This window comes from Dyadobacter psychrophilus (assembly GCF_900167945.1).
GTDB classification, from domain to species: Bacteria; Bacteroidota; Bacteroidia; order Cytophagales; family Spirosomataceae; genus Dyadobacter; species Dyadobacter psychrophilus.
This window is the reverse complement of record NZ_FUZA01000001.1, coordinates 1,022,785-1,042,604: the sequence shown is the minus strand read 5'-3', so window position 1 is coordinate 1,042,604 and position 19,820 is coordinate 1,022,785. Positions and strand designations below refer to the sequence as shown.

Below are 19,820 nucleotides of genomic sequence, written 5' to 3'. Positions count from 1 at the left end.
TTACGGGCTTAAAAAGCCTGAAAATGGTTCTTTTTATCCAAGTGTAAAACAAACTATATGTCAAACGAAACAGTGATTGAAGTAAATAGTTATTCAGCCGAAAACATCCAGGTTCTTGAAGGTTTAGAGGCCGTTCGTAAGCGTCCGGCCATGTATATTGGTGACACTGGTTTTAAGGGGGTGCACCATTTGATTTGGGAGGTTGTCGACAACTCCATTGACGAAGCGATGGCTGGCTATTGCGACACCATCAATGTTACAATTGAGAAAAATAACTCCATTACTGTTCAGGATAATGGCCGGGGGATTCCAACCGGGATGCACCCAAAAGAGAAAAGATCCGCTCTGGAAGTCGTTTTGACGGTTCTTCACGCCGGTGGTAAGTTCGATAAAGATACATACAAGGTTTCGGGAGGTTTGCACGGCGTAGGGGTTTCCTGCGTAAATGCGCTTTCTATACATCTGCGGGCGGAGATCCACCGCGAAGGAAAAATATTTGAGCAGGAGTTCAGCGAAGGCAAGCCTTTATACCCGGCGCGCGTGATCGGGGAGTCTGAAAAAACAGGGACATTTATCCACTTTCTGCCGGATGCTACCATCTTCACCGTTACGGAATTCAAATACGAGACCGTAGCAACCCGTCTCCGGGAATTATCCTATTTGAACAAGAGGATCAGGATCACGCTTGAAGACAAACGCGAAGAGGACGAGGAAGGCAAATTCAGAGGTGAAGAGTTCTATTCCGAGATCGGTTTGAATGAGTTTGTAACTTATCTGGACGCGACTCGTCAGCCATTGATCCCTGAGCCAATCCACATGGAAACGCTTAAAGGTTCTGTTCCCGTGGAAGTGGCGATGATGTACAACACGTCTTACAGCGAGAATGTATTTTCTTATGTGAACAACATTAACACCATCGAAGGCGGAACGCACGTTTCCGGTTTCAGGGCGGCGCTGACCAGGACATTGAAAAACTATGCGGAGAAATCAGGGGTTCTCGCCAAAGAAAAAATTGAGATCAGCGGGGACGACTTCCGGGAAGGACTAACTGCCGTTATTTCGATTAAAGTTCAGGAGCCGCAATTTGAAGGCCAGACCAAAACCAAACTTGGGAACTCCGAGGTAACCGGTGTAGTAAGCCAGGTTGTTTCGGAAATGCTTGACACGTATCTGGACGAGCACCCAAAGGAAGCCAGGGTTATCATTGATAAAGTTATCCTTGCCGCCAAAGCACGTATCGCTGCCAAAAAAGCGCGCGAAATGGTGCAGCGTAAAAATATCCTGACAGGAACAGGCTTACCGGGTAAACTGTCCGACTGCTCCGAAACAGATCCGAATGTTTGTGAACTGTATCTCGTCGAAGGGGACTCCGCGGGTGGAACAGCGAAACAAGGCCGTAACCGAGCATATCAGGCCATTTTGCCGTTACGCGGTAAAATTCTGAATGTGGAGAAAGCACAGGAATATCGGATCTACGAAAATGAAGAGATCAAGAATATGTTCACCGCGATGGGTGTGCAGATCGGAAAAGATGGTGACGAAAGGGCTTTGAACATTGATAAGCTGCGTTACCACAAGATCGTAATCATGACGGATGCGGATATTGACGGTAGCCACATTCGTACATTGATCCTGACGTTCTTCTTCCGTTATATGAAGATCCTGATCGACCACGGTTACATTTACATCGCGCAACCGCCGCTATATCTCGTGAAGAAAGGACGTGAAGAAAGATATTGCTGGACTGAGGCACAAAGAGAAGCTGCTATCCGCGAAATAGGCGCTGGACGTGAAGAATCTGTTAACGTACAGCGTTACAAAGGTTTGGGAGAAATGAATGCGGAACAATTGTGGGAAACGACCATGAATCCCGACAAAAGAAGTCTTAAACAGGTTTCGATTGAATCGGCGGCAGAAGCAGACCATTTGTTTTCAATGCTGATGGGCGACGAAGTGGCCCCTAGGCGCGATTTTATTGAGAAAAATGCAAAGTACGCCCGTGTAGACGTATAGCACTTGACTCCCGATAAGTTTTAGAAACGGATGGCTGTCAAATGCAGTCATCCGTTTCTGTTTTTCAGACTGAAATTTAACAGAAAGTTCATGTCACCAGAAACATTAGATACTTAGATTCGTTAAATTTTTATTGCTATCAGCAAACACAACCCTTAAAGAATAAAAATATGTCCGGCTCAACCGATCCCATATATAGCAACGGCAAAAAAGGCAGATTAAATAATCTTTTCGCTTTTTTTAAAAGTACCAAAGGCCAGGTCTCTGCGGAGGAAAATAAAATAATAGGTCCGTCGAGTGAAAAGGCCAACACACTTGTGCAGCAAAGCGATCTGATCAGCCGCGATCTGAGCTGGCTGAAATTCAACGACCGTGTGCTGGACCAGGCCACCAATGAGGACCGTAACCTGTTTGACAGGTTGAAATTTCTGGCTATCACTTCTTCTAACCTGGATGAGTTTTTTACGATCCGTGTCGGCAGTCTTTATAATTATTTGGATTTTGGAAAAGAACGGCTCGATTATAGCGGTCTGAGGGAAATCCCGTTCCGGAAAGTACTCATGCGCGAGTTGCACGAGTTTGTCAGGAAGCAGAACGATTGTTACAAAAATCAGCTCCTGCCTCTGTTTGAAAAGCATGGGTTCAAGATCATCAAGCTGGATGATGTCCATGACGACGAGAAAGCGGCCGTTGAAGAATATTTCGAGCGGACGGTTTACCCAATGTTGACGCCCATGCTGTTTGACTATACCCATGCTTTTCCGGTATTGCTGGCCAAAGTGCTGATCCTGGGCGTCATTACGCAGGTGAAAGGAACAACCGCCGAGGAAGATCGAAAGCTCTCATTTGTTCAGCTGCCTTTGAACCTGCCGCGTTTTTATGTGATAGATAGGGAGGAGGAATTGTTGTTTTTGCCTATTGAAGACATCGTTAGAGCTTACATTCACAAGCTTTACCGCAATGTTGATATTGTCTCCACGAATCTTTTCAGGATCATCAGAAATGGTGATTTTTCCCTGGAAGAAAGTGACGATGTGGAGGCGGATTTTATTGATGAAATTAAACAAAAAATAAAAAGCAGGCGTTTGGGGCGCGTTGTGCAGGTTTCTATCGAGCACGATACCAATCCTGACTTGCTAAGCCTGATTAAAAAACGCTGGGAAATTGATGATTATAATGTTTTCCCGATTGATGGTTTTATTGATTACACATCATTCTGGGGCATTATAAAGCATCCAGAATTCAAAGACCAGATTCCGGCAATCCATCCGCCTGTGCCACCGCTGGGACTCGACAGGGAGCGGATTCCGGATATTTTTGAAGTGATGCGCGAGCGGGATATCCTTTTGCACCATCCTTATAACAACTTTGAGCCTGTATTACAGCTTTTGGAGCAAGCGGCCGAGGATCCGAAAGTTTTGTCTATCAAACTGACGATTTACAGGCTGGCGAAAAATTCGCGGGTAACCGAAGCGCTTTTGCATGCAGCAGAAAACGGCAAGCACGTAGCTGTTTTGTTTGAAGTTAAGGCACGGTTTGACGAAGAAAATAACATCAGGGAAGCGCAACGATTGCAAAAGGCGGGCTGTTTTGTGATTTACGGTATTGGATTACTCAAAACCCATACAAAATTGCTGCTGATCGTTCGTAATGAGGGAAACCGGGTGCTGCGTTATGCCCATTTGTCAAGCGGAAATTATAATGAGGACACTTCCAGACTTTACACGGACACGGGTTTATTAACTTCAAATGAAGAATATACACACGATATCTCTGAGTTTTTCAATGTTATTACCGGACATTCAATCCCTTCTGAATATCAAAATCTGATTACTGCGCCGCGTTATATGCGCGATAAACTGGTTGAACTGATTCAGCAGGAAGCAGAGAACGCGCGTGCGGGGTTGAAAAGCGGGATTTGTATAAAAATAAATTCACTGGAAGACAGAACCACGATCCTCGAACTTTATAAAGCATCGCAGGCGGGTGTTCCGATTAAGCTAATCGTACGAGGCATGTGCTGTCTCCGGCCGCAAAGGGCGGGATTGAGCGAAAATATTACGGTCAGATCGCTCGTTGGCGACTTTTTGGAACATTCGCGCATATTTTATTTTCACCGAAATGGCGATCCGCTCGTATATGGCGGAAGTGCCGATGCAATGGTGCGGAGTTTTGACAAACGCATTGAATCACTATTCAAACTTGTGGATCCCCGGGTGCGTCAGGAGGCCATTCACATTTTGTACTACAGCCTGCAAGACAATGTGAATGCCTACGAAATGCAGGAAGATGGAAATTATATCAAATGCGAGATCGCCGATGGCACTGAGCCATTGAATGTGCATGAAGCATTCTACAGCGTGACGCTTGATCAGGTTATGGCCACGCACCTTTTCGAAGATGAACCCATTCGTGGAGTGATCTCAGAAAATGTCGAAATCGTTGAACCGGAGCAACTAACCGCAGCGCCGGATCAAACGCAGGCTTAATTATTCTTTGTAAAAGACTCTTTTAACACGGTCTCCGATTCCTGTCAGGATTTCATAGGGGATCGTGTTAATTTGTTTGGAGAGTTCGAGAATCGGCATTTCTTTCCCGAAAACAATCACCTCGTCACCCTCGTTCACGTTGGCCCCGGTAACATCGATCATGGTCATATCCATGCAAATGTTGCCGATAGTAGGGCATAGCAGGCCGTTTACCCAAATCTTACCGGCCCCATTGCCTAACCCGCGGTCATAGCCATCTGCATATCCGATGGCAAGCGTCGCGATAGCAGCGTCGTGATCCAGATGGCCTCTGCGGCTATAACCGACCGTTTCGCCAGCAGAAAGATATTTTATTTGCGACACAACCGTTTTCAATGTTCCAACCGATTGCAAAGCCTGCTGTTCCTGTCCGGTTGCCTCCACGCCATAAAGCCCTATCCCTAAACGCACCATATCCAGCTTATAATCCGGGAAACGGACGATTCCCGCAGAGTTCAGGATGTGCTTGATTGTAGTATAACCCAGTGCTTGTTCTATTCTGGCCGCACCTTCTTGAAAAAGCTCGAACTGCTGTTTTGAAAAAGCATTATGAACACCTTCGTCGGCACCGACAAGGTGCGAAAATATGGATGCTACTTTAATGTGTGGATTTGCTTTCAATGTTTCAATCATCCAGTCCAGGTCGTCCTTTACAAATCCCAAACGATGCATTCCTGTATCGAGTTTTAAATGGATAGCCGGAATTTCAGCGGTTAATTTATTTTTATTCACGAATGCGATCCATTCGGTGAAAATCCGGTGGCTGTAAATTTCTGGTTCCAACTGGTATTGCAAAAGGAGGTCGAATGCCTGGGAAGTTGCATTCATCACCATGATCGGCAATGTAATGCCGCTTTGTCTCAAAACGACACCTTCATCGGCATAGGCAACTCCAAGGTAATCCACACGGTGGAATTGTAATAAAGATGCCACTTCCGAGCTTCCGGTGCCATAAGCGAAGGCTTTTACCATCGCCATGACTTTGGTTTTAGAGCCTACTTTTGACCGGTAAAAATTTAAATTATGCGATAATGCGTCCAGATTAATCTCGAACACAGTCCCATGCGCTTTCTGCTGTAACCGCTGAACGATCTTTTCAAACGAAAATGGCCTGGCGCCCTTAATGAGGACAAGGCTGTCGTACAAAGAGTTAAATGGAAAGTCCTGCAGAAATGTAGCGGTGTCACTATAAAAATGCGTACGTGTAATGTCGAAAGCAGCGGCCTGACCTTGAATTTCCGGGCCTATGCCAATCAATTGGTCTATCGCTTTCTCTTTCAGGAGCTTAGCAACAGTTCTGTATAACTCTCCCGGCGTTTGACCGGTTTGCAAAACATCCGACAGGATCACAGTTCTTTTTTGCCGCTGTTCCTGTTGCGAAAGAAAATTGAGCGCCATGGATAATCCCTGCAAGTCATTATTATAGGCATCATCAATTATGTAATTGTGATTAATGCCTTCTTTGAGCTCCAAACGCATGGAAACCGGTTTAAGCAATCGTATGCCTTCCTGAATTACAGAGCTCGGGAAGCCGAAGTCCAGCAGGAAAACAATGCAATGCGTGAGGTTTTCAAGAGAAGCTTCGTCGGTGAAATTGGTTTCGAATTTCTGGTCACCAAATTTTCCAACGAGAGAAATGGCTGTTTTTATTTTTTCCTTTTGATAAGAAACGGCGATGTCGGCCCCGGATGCCGGTTTGCCCCAGCTCAGGGTTTTTAAAAATGTATTTACAGGCTTTAATATGAGGTTGATCTCCTCATCGAGCTCTGTATAATCTTTGCGGTAAATGAGTTTTTTGACCTTGGTGAACAGGCGGAGCTTTTCGGTGATCTTTTGCTTGCGGCTTTTGAAGCCATCATCGTGGGCGGGGCCAATATTGGTGAAAATTCCAATGGTAGGCTGCATAACCGGTTGCAAATATTCCATTTCGTGAGAACGCGAAATCCCGGCCTCAAATATTCCCAGCGTGTGTTGTTTGCCAATATTCCATACCGATAATGGGACACCGATCTGTGAATTGTAGCTTTTTGGACTGGCAACAATAGTCTCGCGCGGGGATGCGAGCTGGACGAGCCACTCTTTCACAATAGTCTTCCCATTACTGCCTGCAATGCCAACAACCGGCAGGTTAAATTGACGTCGCTTTTCAGCAACCAGCGACTGCAAAGCCCGAATACTGGACGGCACGACCCAAATCCTCGCATCATCCCAGACGGCCGTTTCCCAACGCAGCATTTCCGTATAAGCAGCTTCTTCCACCACAAATTCTCGCACGCCACTCGCATACAATGCCGGCAAAAACTGATGCCCGTCGTGCCGGTCACCCTTGATCGCGAAAAATATGCTTTGACTGGGGAAAGAAATCTGACGGCTGTCCGTGAGCAGGTAAGCGGCGTCGGTGGTGATTGTTTGAAAGCTGTTTACAGTAAGGTTCATTCCAATGCGATTTTCAGGCCACAAAGGTATCAAACCTTACATCCATTTCTTGGATTTGAAGTAAAATATCAGCCCGATGGTTACGGCGATCATTAATCCCCAGACATAATAATAACCATGATGCATCTTTAATTCAGGCATATTTTCAAAGTTCATGCCGTAAACGCCTACAATAAATGTGAGCGGCATAAAAACAGCAGAAAAAATGGTCAATGTTTTCATGACCGAATTCATGCGGTTACTGATGGTCGATAAATGTACGTCTGCAAGGCTGGCGACGAGTTCACGATAGGCATCAATGGTGTCCAAGACCTGCATGACGTGATCGTAGAGATCCCGCAGATAAGGGATTGTTTCTTTGCTGATAAGTGGGTTATCCTCCCGGATCAGTTGATTGATCATATCCCGCAGTGGCCATATAACCCTTCTGGCGATTGTCAGTTCTCGTTTCAGCGAATAAAGTTCTTTGAGTGACAACTCCTCCGTGCCCCGGATCACCTGGTCTTCAACCGTGTCCAGGCTGTCGCCCAGTTTTTCCAGCACAATGAAATAGTTGTCAATCACAATGTCCATTAACGCAAACAGCAGATAGTCCGCACCGTTCCTGCGGGTCTTGCCCACGGAAGCCTGTAATCTATCCAGCACAGGCGTGAAAATATCATTGCTAAGCTCCTCCTGAAAAGAAAGCAAATAATTTTCTCCCAACACAAAACTAACATGTTCAGCAGAAAGGCATATGGGCGATTCTGAATCAATGTGCAGCATTTTCAGCGTCAGGAACAGGTGTCCGTTGTCGTATATTTCGAGTTTTGGCTTGTGCTCTGTGTTCACCACATCTTCCAGCAAAAGGGGATGCAAATGATACAGCTTGCCTAATTTGGCGATCAGAGAGGTTTCATGGATCCCGTCAACGTCAAGCCAGGTAACGGCTTTCTCGCTGGAAACTTCGGGACTGCATTCAAGCAGCGATTTCACCGGCTCGTCCCGGAAGATCTGGTCATTGTAAACGATTTTCCGGATTTTGGTCTTTAACTCAATATCCGGTCCGATATAAGTGAGCGTGCCAGGAGAAGTTAGCAGGTTTTTCCTATATCCCTTCTTCTTCCGGTTGCGGGAAACTAGTTCTTCTGGCTGGAAAGCCCGTTTTTTCTCTGCCTTTTCCAATTTTATTTATTTGAGATGAAAAACCAGCAATGGCACATGCGTGTCGATGATCAGTTTTCTGGTAACGCTCGGGTTGATCAAAAATTCTTCTATAAAGGAACGCTCCCGCGCCGACATGATCAGCAGATCTGCGCGTACTTCGTCGCAATAATCCTCTATGCCATCAAGCACATGGCGGGATTCACGGAAAACAATGGTGTCGTCTTCGATCGTGAATTTAGATTTAATTTCATCAATGTACTGATGGTCAGCCTGGATGTCAGGCTGCGAGTCGGATTGGATTTTCAATAATGTCAAATTTGCGCCAAGTTGGTTCATTAATACAAAAACTTCGCGCAAAACATCTGTTTCATCATATTCAAACTGAGTGGCATATACGACCTTCTGAAATTTCTTCGGCGAACTCTGCGGAGGGATCACCAGCACAGGGCAGGTTGAATGCAGGCCAATGCTTGTGGCCGAACTGCCGATAAGTTTATCCATAAAACCACCGGTTCCCGTCCTGCCAATCACGATTAAATCAGGGTTGTGCGCCTCTATGGCCTCTTCAACCGCGGACTGAACACTCCCGATAGCCCAGATCGCCTCTGCCTGATAACCTTCTGCAACAACATCCTCTATATATCTTTCCAACTTTTTCTGGAATTCTTCTTCCAGCTCACTGGTCATGGAGAGAAAATCGCCGCCGTCAATGCCTGGCAGCACATTACCCGGCGTAATGTTAACGTCCGCAATATAAGGCTGGTAAGCATGCAATATCAGGAGTTGGGTTGTGTCTTTTTCGGCTATAATCTTTGCCGCAGCCAATGCGCGTTCCGCATTTTCAGAAAAGTCAATAGGGATAAGGATCTTGTTCATTGTCAGGGCCTGTTTTTTGATTGGAATGATGTAATTTCCGAACATATCAAATTTACGGACTCAAACCAAAGAATCATGCCCCTTTTAAAACAAAGATAATTTACGGGCTGATGAGCGTTTCAATAAGGCGCGTAAGGCAGGCGTTTTCAAATTTTCCAGACGATTTGAAAATTCAGGCAAACCAATATTTATTTTTCAAATTGAGGCTAGTTTAATACAATCATTAAATAATATTGTCCAAAACCTATCATTTATTTTGTGTTTCGACTTAAATGCGTTTGCTCGGATAGTTGGGCTTAAATTGATTTTTTATAAGTTTACCGTTGAAACGAATTCCTCATTCTAATATCCTGTATGAAGAGCAAGATTACCATCATCAACATTGTCCTTGTTACCATTGCTGCAATAGCCACCGTGCTCAATGCATACGATATCATCTCTTTATCTGACACTGTTTTACTTAGCCTTCGCTGGGCAGCACTTGCAGGATTGATCATTTTTGCGATCCTCAAAAAGAATCTGACCACATCCATTCTGATTTCAATGCTCGTCGGAACGGAGATCGGTTATGATTTTCCCAAGATGGGCACAGAGCTGCATTTCCTGCGGCAGATATTTTTGCAAATGATCAAAACTGTGATCGCGCCGTTGCTTTTTGCTACGCTTGTGACGGGGATTGCAGGACATTCTGATTTGAAACAAGTTGGCAGAATGGGCTGGAAATCATTGCTTTACTTCGAAGTTGTGACGACATTCGCATTGCTGATCGGCTTATTCTTCGCCAACTGGTTTAAGCCAGGCGTAGGAATTATTCCCCCCGAATCATTGAATGCGACTTTGCCGAAAGTGGCAGAGCAGACTTGGCAGGACATTGTTCTGCATTCATTTCCCGAAAACATTGCCAAATCGATTTATCATGGAGAAGTGCTTCAAATCGTTGTATTCAGCGTTTTGTTTGGAATAAGCCTTGCATTGTTGCCGTCTGCCAAGAAAGAGAAATTTGTGCATGGCGTAGAGTTGCTTGCTGAGGTCATGTTCAAATTCACAAAGATCATCATGCTTTTTGCCCCGATCGGGGTAGGCGCTGCCATTGCCGAAACCGTGGGCCACATGGGGATAGACGTGCTGAGAAACCTCGCGCTGCTGCTGGCAACATTATATTGTGCTTTGATTGTCTTTATTCTGATCGTTTTTGTTCCGATTGCATTGTTTGCCAGAATTCCTGTGATCAAGTTTGCCAAAGCCATTTTTGAGCCTGTATCCATTGCATTTGCCACGACGAGTTCTGAATCCGCGCTCCCCAAAGCGATGGAGAAAATGGAGAAGTTCGGTGTTCCAAGACAAATCGTTTCTTTCGTTATGCCAACCGGTTATAGTTTCAATCTGGATGGCTCTACATTGTATTTAGCATTGGCGACGGTTTTCGTGGCGCAGGCAACAGGAACTGAAATGTCTATCGGACAGCAGCTTACAATGGTTTTGCTCCTGATGCTAACCAGTAAAGGCGTAGCGGGAATTCCAAGGGCAACACTGGTTATCCTGTTGGGTGCCATTGCCAATTTCGGGATGCCGGAATGGCCTGTGCTGCTGATCATGGGCATTGATGAGTTGATGGATATGGCGCGGACATCGGTGAATGTGACAGGGAATTGTCTTGCTACGGCCGTCATTGCACGATGGGAAGGTGAGTTGGACGATCAGAAAATGCACAATTCGGACTTGGTTCAGGAAGAGCCGGTTATTACAGAAGTTTAGATTACATTAAATAATTTTTATGTTGACGGTTTACGGAATACCCAATTGCGATACAGTAAAGAAAACACGCACCTGGCTCGAAAAAAATAACATTGAATATGCTTTCCATAATTATAAAACGGAGGGCATTAGTAAGGATAGGATCAAAGTCTGGTTTAAAAATTTCCCTTGGGATAAAGTCGTAAACAAGGCTAGCACAACCTGGAAAGGCCTTCCCGACGAAGAAAAAGCCTTGATTACCGATGAAAAATCGGCAGCGAAACTGATGATGGCGCATACTTCGGTCATCAAACGTCCACTCATTGAAGATGCGTCGGGGAAGGCAGTGGCTATCGGGTTTTCGGAAAAAGAATATGAAGCGAAATTCCTTTAACGCTCCGGCTTTTTAGTGACGATCATTACTTTGGTATTATCAGCGAGTGTGGTGGCGAAGAGATAAAATAAGCCACCATCCTTCAATTTTAATTTTTTCCTCAAATCTTCACTGCTGGCCGGGAAATTTCGGACCGTCAGGTTAGCCTTATCGCCTCCGATGATCTTCTTGATTTCACGGATTGCCGGCTTGCAGACTGCAACCACTTCAAATACCCGTCCGGGAAACCCGTTTAACAAATGCTCTGACGTGTATAACTGACTGTTAATGGCCAGTTTAGAAAGAGAAAAGGTGCTGCAAATGGTCCTGAATGCGCCAGCTTTCAACACTGCGGCGTGCGGTTCGTATAAATATTTCAAAGGAGTTGAATACCGGACATCAGCCAGCTGCTCCGACTCACGTGTTAATTCCAGCAGGTTTTTTGTTTCACCGGATCTGTTGATAATCCGCACTTTAATCTCAAATGTATCTGAGATCCAATCTTTTTTGAGCACAAATAGCAGCTCTTTACATTCCCCTTCATAACCGATGACGTGCACCTCTTTCAGGTTTCTGAGCGACTTGGCGGCCAGGTCAATATCAAGCAGGGGCGAAGTTTTGAGCAGGATATTCGGAGCGCGCTCAAATAATATACTTAAATGCTCGACAATATCAGGCGTGCAATCGGAGAGCAGTACAACTTTTTCGCGGTTTGCATTGCGCCTTGCGGGGTCTGCATAAATCCAGTCCGCATTATACGGCTCAGTTTTCAATGTTTCTATGGAGTCGGCAGTGTGAACACGAATATTGCCGGCGCCTAGTTTCTGAAAATTGAATTTAGCCGCTTCGGCAACGACGGGCTGTTGCTCAAAATACTGCACATGCTGAAAATTGGCCCGCATATAATAACAGTCGACACCCATGCCGCCCGTAATGTCAATCAATTGATGGCCAGACATTAATGTTGCTTTATATCGCGCCGTGGCCTCCGACGAACTTTGTTCGACAGACAGGGCGGGAGGGAAGATCAGTTCCGGATTTGTCGACCATTCCGGAAGTTTCTTTATGGCTTTTTGCCTGGATTGGATCTGTTCTGCCAGTTTTTTGATGTTGAAACCTTTGAATTGCTTGCCGCGCAGCATTAAGTTGCTCACATCGTCTTGCAAATGTGCTTGTATGAATGCGATTTCTGCTTGCGTAAAACCAGCTTCGGCTTCAATGGTGGGGGAAGTGTGCTCTTTCATCAGATTGTGGTGTGTTTAGTTACTGGCCTCGAAAATACGTCATTTTACATGTCTGTCACAGTTTTGCGCACTATAAGGTGGCACTTTACAGAATATTAAAAAACCTCTTTCTAATTGGCGGCTGGCTGGCCGTTGATTATCAATGGGATGCGGTTTTCAGGCTGTATTTTCTGTTTTACATTAAGTAGGACTAACCAAATGAAAATTATAAATTGTCCCCTCATATCCCTTAATCCTAAGTCTAACCTTTATTTATCATGAAAATTAAGACCTTTGAAGCGTATCAGGCTGCCTACAAACAAAGTGTAGACGATCCCGAAGGTTTCTGGGCAGAAGTAGCCCAACAATTTCAGTGGCGCAAACCATGGAAGAAAGTCCTGAGCTGGGACTTCAAAGAAGCGAATGTGAAGTGGTTTGAAGGCGGGGAGCTCAATATTACCGAGAATGCATTGGACAGGCATCTTGCCGAACGCGGTGATCAGCCCGCAATTATTTGGGAATCAAATGATCCCGAAGACAAATCAGTGACCATAACATACCGCGTTTTATACGACCGTGTTTGTCGTTTTGCCAATGTTTTGAAAAAACATGGCGTAAAAAAAGGCGACCGCGTATGCATATATCTGCCAATGGTGCCCGAGTTGACGGTAGCCGTGCTTGCTTGTGCCCGCATAGGGGCGATTCATTCGGTTGTGTTTGGCGGGTTTTCTGCCAAATCCATTGCCGACCGTATTAATGATGCCGAATGCAATATGGTGATTACTTCCGACGGTTCTTTCCGCGGATCGAAAGTTATCCCGATGAAAGAAACGGTGGATGCTGCTTTGGATCAATGCCATAGCGTGAAGCATGTAATCGTGATGACGCGTACGCGCACACCAGTTTCCATGCTGAAAGGCCGGGACCTTTGGTGGGAAGAAGAAGTGAAGCACGTTGATTCCGTATGCCCTGCAGAGCCTATGGACGCGGAGGATACATTGTTTATTCTCTACACATCAGGCTCTACGGGTAAGCCCAAGGGCGTTGTGCATACTTGCGGCGGTTACATGGTTTATGCGACATACACGTTTGCGAATGTGTTTCAATATGAGCCTGGCGAAATCCACTTTTGTACGGCAGATATTGGGTGGATCACTGGCCACAGCTACATTGTTTACGGACCGCTTTGCTATGGTGCCACTTCGGTGATCTTCGAAGGCGTTCCTACTTATCCGGATGCAGGTCGTTTCTGGGAAATTGTTGCCAAGCATAAGGTTAATATCCTTTACACAGCACCAACGGCGATTCGTTCGCTCATGAGTTTTGGTTTGGATTTTGTCAAAAAACATGATCTTTCGTCGCTTACCAAACTGGGATCAGTAGGTGAGCCGATCAACGAAGAAGCCTGGCATTGGTTTAAAACCAACATTGGTCACGATCATTGTCCGCTGGTTGACACCTGGTGGCAAACAGAAACTGGCGGCATTATGATTTCGCCGCTGGCTGGTATTACACCTGAAAAACCAACTTTTGCGACATTACCATTGCCAGGCATTCAACCGGTTTTGGTTGATGAAAATGGACAGGAACTGGAAGGGAACGGCGTGAGTGGAAATCTTTGTGTAAAATTCCCGTGGCCGGGCATTATCCGGACCACATATGGCGACCATGAGCGCGCCAAACAAGCTTACTTCTCAACTTATCCCGGCATGTATTTTACCGGTGACGGCTGTTTGCGGGATGAAGACGGTTATTACCGCATTACAGGCCGGGTTGATGATGTTTTAAATGTTTCGGGACATAGAATTGGCACGGCGGAGGTTGAAAACGCTATTAATATGCATTTGGGCGTAGTAGAGTCGGCCGTTGTAGGTTATGCGCACGACATCAAAGGGCAGGGAATTTACGCTTACGTGATTGCCGAAAACGAACCCGATGATCCGGAAATGTTTAGAAAGGACATTGCAGCCACCGTTTCCCGCATCATTGGTCCGATTGCAAAGCCAGACAAGGTCCAATTCGTAACAGGTTTGCCAAAAACACGATCGGGAAAGATCATGCGCCGGATCTTGAGGAAAATTTCAGAAGGCGACATGAACAATCTGGGAGATACATCCACCCTGCTTGATCCGGCGGTTGTAGAGGATATCAAAAAAGGGGCTTTATAGTATTTAAGCGCTAAAAAGAAACAGGGAGCTCCTAAAAGGGCTCCCTGTTTTTATATCGAATAATTTAAATCACTGATTCTTCACAGTCATTGCCTTGTCTGCGGCGCAGCCGCAACCTTTTGCACATCCGCCCGCGTTTCGCTTGTCGAATGCTTTCCATACGCGCCAGCCCATAAAGACAACTGCTGCCAGAAAAAGGATTAGTATGATGATCTGTTGTCCCATGCCTTAGTAACAGCCGCTTTTTACCAATTGTTCCTGGCTGCGAGCTGAAATGCGTGCTGATAGTGATGTTCGCTGTGCCAGGCGTAATTTGCGATCACTTCGTCGAGGCGGAAAACGCGGCCGGTTGCTGGATGCGTGTAAGTTCTCGCCAAATCCTTTTCATCCATTGAATTAAGCAGCAGAACCCAGCGCAAATGAATGTAACGAAGCAACTGGATCGAAAGCTCCACCTGTGCCATTTTGGCATCCGGAAGCTCGGCCCAAAGCTGCTCTTCATAAGGCTTTATCACGGGATTATCCTCTGTCATCGCTAGCCTGCACCGCACATAAGCATTCATATGGCTGTCTGCAACGTGATGGATCAACTGCCTGATCGTCCAGCCATCCGGGCGGTAGGGCGTATTATATTTATCATCGTCCCAACCTCCCAACAGATTGATAAACTTGGAAGGCAATGCGCTGATGATCTGAATGTTTGACTTAACTTCTGCCGGCGTGTAACTGTCCTGAAATTGAAATTTGCCGATCGGGTATTTGAGCTGCTCTATGTCCATGGCCTGAGTTATGAATGATGCTAATTGTCAGAAATTCTCTCTGATCACTTCTACAAGTTCTTTGTGGCCGCCTGCGGCAGCAATGATGTCGCCTCCAAAAAGGTAATTGTCGCCGCCGTTGAAGTCGGTTACCGTGCCGCCACCTTCTTTGATCATCAGCACACCTGCCGCCATATCCCAGGAATTGAGGTTATACTCGTAAAACCCATCAAACCGGCCTGCTGCGACGTAGGCAAGATCTACGGCGGCTGCTCCCATTCTTCTGATGCCGTGTGTTTTTTGCATAAGCAGTTCGAGAATGTACATGTAACGCTTCTGTTTCTCGAATTTATAGTAGGGGAAACCGGTGGCGATCAGGCTGTCAGCCAGCGATTCTACATTGGAAACCTTCATTTGCTTGCCATTGCACCAAGCGCCACCTCCCTGCCATGCATAAAACATTTCATTGAGACTGGGTTCGTGGATCACGCCAACGAGTAATTCTTTTCCTCTTGCTAATCCTACACTGACGCAATAAACGGGGATTCCGTGAATGAAATTCGTCGTTCCGTCCAGCGGGTCAATGATCCAGTTCAATGCGGAAGGATCCGGTTCCTGGCCGGTTGTGCCTTCTTCGGTGATGAAACTTGCTTCGGGAAGCAGTGCATTAAGTCCGGCCACCAGCAATTTTTCTGCTTCCTTATCGACGTAGGAAACAAGATTGTTGAGGTCTTTGTATTCAATTTTGTCACGCGAAAACAAAGCTGCTTCCTGCTGAATAAAGGATGACGCCTGCCTTACGATTTCTATGGTTTGTTGTGTAAGCTGTTCAAGATTCATTACTATATTATCCTTTCTGGGGAATTTTAGAGAGTGAATTATTCATGTAGTATACCCGGATAACCAATGTTAAAATGATCGGGATTACGACATAATTATGTTTTAACAAATTACCTGTTGCGCAAAGTAAGAGAAATCCGTAAAATATCAACAAGAACGAGAACCACGATGGTTTCTTCTTTTTCGAAATCTGGAAAATCAACGGCATCCAGAGCGGGAACGCCCATAAAATATCATAATTCCATTTGGTATCGTTGTGCTCGGTGGCAAACCATAGCAATGTCAGTAGCCAGCCTGCAAGGCCAACAATTGAAAAAAGTATTTTGTCTAAAAGAAAATTTAACTTCTCTTTTTTAATCTGCCAGTAAGTGATGGCTAACGTGAGCACCGCGAGGGTCCAGAAGACGATCATTGGCGTGAAAATGCCCGTGTAGTTACGCGGCTCGGCTTTGAAATATTCATTCGTGGATTTCACAAGCGGCGTTAAACCCGAAGCGGTTTTAACGCGGGCGTCGGCAAATGCAATGGCCAGGTTATCAGGTAAAAAGGTCGCCTGCTCAGGTGTGGCGATTTCATCCGCGGGCGTTCCCAAAGCAAGGTCCATCCCAAAGTCCGCCCAGGGATTTTGCTTGAATGCATAGCGGTCTATCCACTGTCTGAAACTCAGTTTTTCATGCGTATAACCTTTGTAAACCAAACTGTCGCCGCAGGCTTCTTTCAATGCCACTGCCAATCTGCTCGCGCAGTTGTCGTAGAAAAATTTGTAAGAATAAACCCTGTTTTGAGGCAGGTAATTGGTTTCCAGATAGTTGTATAGCTTTTGCTTTTGCGGAATGCTCAAATTGAGCACTTGTTCGGAAATGGAGCGATTTTCGGCGCGGTAATAATCAAGCTGAGGCCCAAGCGGGTGAACTGAAATGCTATATGGCAAATAGCCGCGCATGAAATTGATATAAAAATTGCCCTGGTCAAAACTGAATGTTCCGTAGCTGTAAGCATTATCGATGCGCAGGACAGGATCGTAAACCCAAAGCACGCTATGTCCAAAACCCGAATATAATTCGTCTCCGGGGCCGAATGTAACGAGACTAACCTTTGCTTCCGGGCTTAATGTGGCAAACTGGGCGCTTGCGAATGTTTTCGTCAGTAAAAAAATGGCGACAAACGCAATGAACCTATAAATTTTAATCCTCATATTTATCTGATTTCTTTTTCTCTTCAACTTTTCCGGCCAGGATGATCACGATTTCGCCTTTGATGGTTTTTTCCGAAAAGTAGGCAATCACCTCGTCGAGCGTTCCCCGGACATTTTCTTCATATATTTTGGTCAATTCGCGGGCAACTGAAACTTGTCTGTCAGCTCCAAAATACTCGGCAAACTGCTGTAAAGCTTTCACTAATCGGTGCGGAGATTCGTAGAATATCATCGTTCGCTCTTCCGATGTCAGATTTTGCAAACGTGTTTGGCGTCCTTTTTTATGGGGTAAAAAACCTTCGAATGTAAACCGGTCGCTCGGTAAGCCGGAGTTAACCAATGCAGGCACAAAGGCAGTAGGCCCAGGCAGACATTCAACCTGAATGCCATGCTTGATACATTCCCTGACCAGCAAAAACCCGGGATCAGATACAGCAGGTGTTCCGGCATCCGAAACGAGCGCCATACTTTCGCCTTTCAGGATCCGTTCCACCACCCGCGTAACCGTTTGGTGCTCATTATGAATATGATAGCTGTGCATGGGCTTGGAAATGCCCAAATGTTTCAACAGCGAACCGGATGTACGGGTGTCTTCCGCCAGAACTACGTCCACACTTTTTAAAACATTGATGGCGCGAAGTGTAATATCTTCCAGGTTGCCGATGGGCGTGGGGACTATATAAAGTTTCATTGAATGCAAATGGGCTCAAATGGCCGGCCACGCAGTTATTTTTTAGTTTTTTCAAAAATCTTATCAATAGCAGCAGCGAGATTTTTGTCTTTTTCTGTGACAATGTCGCCTGCGTCGTGTGTGTTCAGTTCAAATGTCACTTTGTTATAAGTGTTGGTCCAAAATGGATGATGGTCCATTTCATCCACTGTTTTCGCGACCTCGGTCATAAAGGCAAACGCCTCCTTGAAATCCTTGAAAGTGAAGCTCTTCTTCAATTTGTTATCGTCCTCTTTCCACATATCGTTTCGCGTTTATTTTATTAAAATCCTTTAAAACGGCATAATAAAACGAATATACGAGGTTTATGTATCTTTTTAAATTATTAGGTTAAATAGCCGAATCGGGTTTGATGAAGTATATTTGAACTTTGATCAGGTTCATATCCTTATTAAAGTATAATAGCCAAATGGGCGCCGCACCTGACGCGCGGACATCGCTTCAAATGGTCTATGAAACATTTACAATTAAACAAAACTCCGCTGAAACAACGGGGTAAGTATTATGAAAGTAGAACTTGTTCGTGTTAATGACGCCTTTCATTTTGAAGGGAGCGGTTCATCAGAAGTAAAAGTGCATACAGACGGCTCGCCTGAAATCGGCGGAAGTAACCTGGGTGTGCGGCCTATGGAATTATTGTTAATGGGCCTGGCAAGTTGCAGCGCTATCGATGTGGTGCTGATCCTCAAAAAACAACGCCAGGACATTACCGACTTTCGCGTTACCGCCGATGGCGACCGCACCCAGGAAGCGGATACGCAGCGCAAGCCATTTACCAAGATCCATCTGACTTTTAAATTTGCCGGTAACAATCTGGACGAAAGTAAAATAAACCGCGCGATCGGTTTGTCCATGGAAAAATACTGCTCGGCAACAGCTCAGCTGGAAGCGCTTGCAACGATTACTTATGACGTTGAAATCGCAACCGTTTAATTAACATTATCTTCTTTTAAAAAAGCATTAATTACATCGCAATGCAGCAATACCAGGATTTGTTACGCCATGTACTCAAACACGGAGTTCGCAAAACCGATCGCACCGGCACAGGAACGGTCAGTGTTTTTGGTTATCAGATGCGCTTCAACCTGAAAGACGGATTTCCGCTGGTTACCACCAAAAAAGTGCATACGAAATCGATCATTCACGAGCTTTTGTGGTTTTTGAAAGGCGATACCAACACGAAATATCTGAAAGACAACGGCGTCTCGATCTGGGACGAATGGGCGGATGAAAATGGCGATCTGGGACCGGTTTATGGAAAGCAGTGGAGAAGCTGGGAAGGCCCGAATGGTAAGACGGTGGATCAGTTGCAGGAAGTTTTGAAGCAACTTAAAAACTCGCCGGATTCGCGTAGGATTATTGTTTCGGCATGGAATCCGTCACAGTTGTCAGAAATGAAATTGCAGCCTTGTCACGCTTTGTTCCAGTTTTATGTGGCTCCGCCGGATGAAGATGCGGGCGAAACAAAGGGGAAATTATCCTGCCAGCTTTACCAGCGCAGCGCGGATGTTTTTCTGGGAGTTCCATTCAACATTGCGAGTTACGCATTGCTTACCATGATGATCGCGCAGGAATGTGACCTCGATCTGGGTGATTTTATCTGGACCGGGGGGGATACGCACATTTATCTTAATCATTTGGAGCAAGTCGGCTTGCAGCTCAGCCGCGAACCACGTGCGCTTCCTAAAATGGTCATTAATCCGGAGGTCAAAAGTGTTTTTGATTTCAAATTCGAGGATTTTGAACTGCAAGATTATAGTCCCTGGCCGGGAATCAAAGCTCCGGTTGCGGTTTAGCAAT

17 protein-coding genes are annotated in these 19,820 nt (G+C 45.6%); 7 read left to right on the top strand and 10 right to left on the bottom strand.

What is annotated here, in order from left to right:
• The first annotated feature begins 57 nt into the window (after positions 1 to 57).
• Both gyrB and ppk1 read left to right on the top strand, forming a co-directional pair.
• The gene (gene gyrB / locus B5X68_RS04620) at positions 58 to 2,013 is read left to right on the top strand and encodes a DNA topoisomerase (ATP-hydrolyzing) subunit B (RefSeq protein ID WP_082213457.1); all 1,956 of its coding nucleotides are present in this window, start codon (positions 58 to 60) and stop codon (positions 2,011 to 2,013) included.
• Between the two features lie 170 nt (positions 2,014 to 2,183).
• Positions 2,184 to 4,502 (top strand): polyphosphate kinase 1, encoded by a 2,319-nt coding sequence (gene ppk1 / locus B5X68_RS04615; RefSeq protein ID WP_082213456.1) that lies wholly within the window; start codon positions 2,184 to 2,186, stop codon positions 4,500 to 4,502.
• On the opposite strand, the gene B5X68_RS04610 is transcribed toward ppk1, so the two are convergent.
• From B5X68_RS04610 to B5X68_RS04600, 3 genes are read right to left on the bottom strand one after another with little or no spacing between them, the layout of a single operon-like run.
• The gene (locus B5X68_RS04610) at positions 4,503 to 6,977 is read right to left on the bottom strand and encodes a bifunctional UDP-N-acetylmuramoyl-tripeptide:D-alanyl-D-alanine ligase/alanine racemase (RefSeq protein ID WP_082213455.1); all 2,475 of its coding nucleotides are present in this window, start codon (positions 6,975 to 6,977) and stop codon (positions 4,503 to 4,505) included.
• 36 nt (positions 6,978 to 7,013) lie between these two features.
• The gene (gene corA / locus B5X68_RS04605) at positions 7,014 to 8,141 is read right to left on the bottom strand and encodes a magnesium/cobalt transporter CorA (RefSeq protein ID WP_082213454.1); all 1,128 of its coding nucleotides are present in this window, start codon (positions 8,139 to 8,141) and stop codon (positions 7,014 to 7,016) included.
• A gap of 6 nt (positions 8,142 to 8,147) precedes the next feature.
• The gene (locus B5X68_RS04600; protein WP_082213998.1) at positions 8,148 to 8,999 is read right to left on the bottom strand and encodes a universal stress protein; all 852 of its coding nucleotides are present in this window, start codon (positions 8,997 to 8,999) and stop codon (positions 8,148 to 8,150) included.
• Positions 9,000 to 9,353: 354 nt separating this feature from the next.
• Here B5X68_RS04600 and B5X68_RS04595 point away from each other — a divergent pair, with 354 nt between their 5' ends.
• Positions 9,354 to 10,754, top strand: coding sequence for a dicarboxylate/amino acid:cation symporter (locus B5X68_RS04595; RefSeq protein WP_082213453.1), 1,401 nt, complete (start codon positions 9,354 to 9,356; stop codon positions 10,752 to 10,754).
• A 19-nt stretch (positions 10,755 to 10,773) separates the two neighbouring features.
• The gene (locus tag B5X68_RS04590; RefSeq protein ID WP_082213452.1) at positions 10,774 to 11,127 is read left to right on the top strand and encodes an ArsC family reductase; all 354 of its coding nucleotides are present in this window, start codon (positions 10,774 to 10,776) and stop codon (positions 11,125 to 11,127) included.
• On the opposite strand, the gene B5X68_RS04585 is transcribed toward B5X68_RS04590, so the two are convergent.
• Positions 11,124 to 12,350 (bottom strand): THUMP-like domain-containing protein, encoded by a 1,227-nt coding sequence (locus tag B5X68_RS04585; RefSeq protein ID WP_082213451.1) that lies wholly within the window; start codon positions 12,348 to 12,350, stop codon positions 11,124 to 11,126. The two genes, B5X68_RS04590 and B5X68_RS04585, sit on opposite strands and share 4 nt — an antisense overlap.
• 257 nt (positions 12,351 to 12,607) lie before the next feature.
• Here B5X68_RS04585 and acs point away from each other — a divergent pair, with 257 nt between their 5' ends.
• Positions 12,608 to 14,497: an acetate--CoA ligase gene (gene acs, locus B5X68_RS04580; protein ID WP_082213450.1), complete on the top strand. Its 1,890-nt coding sequence runs from the start codon at positions 12,608 to 12,610 to the stop codon at positions 14,495 to 14,497.
• A gap of 69 nt (positions 14,498 to 14,566) precedes the next feature.
• On the opposite strand, the gene B5X68_RS04575 is transcribed toward acs, so the two are convergent.
• The 6 genes from B5X68_RS04575 to B5X68_RS04550 are packed head-to-tail and all read right to left on the bottom strand — an operon-like array spanning position 14,567 to position 18,262.
• Entirely contained in the window at positions 14,567 to 14,722 is a 156-nt protein-coding gene (locus tag B5X68_RS04575; protein ID WP_082213449.1) for a FeoB-associated Cys-rich membrane protein, read from the bottom strand.
• A 20-nt stretch (positions 14,723 to 14,742) separates the two neighbouring features.
• Positions 14,743 to 15,276, bottom strand: coding sequence for a YfiT family bacillithiol transferase (locus B5X68_RS04570; protein ID WP_082213448.1), 534 nt, complete (start codon positions 15,274 to 15,276; stop codon positions 14,743 to 14,745).
• 27 nt (positions 15,277 to 15,303) lie between these two features.
• Positions 15,304 to 16,095 (bottom strand): inositol monophosphatase family protein, encoded by a 792-nt coding sequence (locus tag B5X68_RS04565; protein ID WP_082213447.1) that lies wholly within the window; start codon positions 16,093 to 16,095, stop codon positions 15,304 to 15,306.
• A 7-nt stretch (positions 16,096 to 16,102) separates the two neighbouring features.
• Positions 16,103 to 17,290: a lipoprotein N-acyltransferase Lnb domain-containing protein gene (locus B5X68_RS04560; protein WP_082213446.1), complete on the bottom strand. Its 1,188-nt coding sequence runs from the start codon at positions 17,288 to 17,290 to the stop codon at positions 16,103 to 16,105.
• On the bottom strand, positions 17,280 to 17,981 hold the full coding sequence (rsmI, locus tag B5X68_RS04555; protein ID WP_082213445.1) for a 16S rRNA (cytidine(1402)-2'-O)-methyltransferase: 702 nt from the start codon (positions 17,979 to 17,981) through the stop codon (positions 17,280 to 17,282). Before rsmI ends, B5X68_RS04560 begins: the two co-directional genes overlap by 11 nt.
• Positions 17,982 to 18,016: 35 nt before the next feature.
• Positions 18,017 to 18,262, bottom strand: coding sequence for a 4a-hydroxytetrahydrobiopterin dehydratase (locus tag B5X68_RS04550; RefSeq protein ID WP_082213444.1), 246 nt, complete (start codon positions 18,260 to 18,262; stop codon positions 18,017 to 18,019).
• 262 nt (positions 18,263 to 18,524) lie between these two features.
• Between B5X68_RS04550 and B5X68_RS04545 the strand changes: the two genes are divergently transcribed.
• Both B5X68_RS04545 and B5X68_RS04540 read left to right on the top strand, forming a co-directional pair.
• The gene (locus tag B5X68_RS04545; protein WP_082213443.1) at positions 18,525 to 18,953 is read left to right on the top strand and encodes an OsmC family protein; all 429 of its coding nucleotides are present in this window, start codon (positions 18,525 to 18,527) and stop codon (positions 18,951 to 18,953) included.
• 41 nt (positions 18,954 to 18,994) lie between these two features.
• Positions 18,995 to 19,816, top strand: coding sequence for a thymidylate synthase (locus B5X68_RS04540; protein ID WP_082213442.1), 822 nt, complete (start codon positions 18,995 to 18,997; stop codon positions 19,814 to 19,816).
• Positions 19,817 to 19,820: the final 4 nt, after the last annotated feature.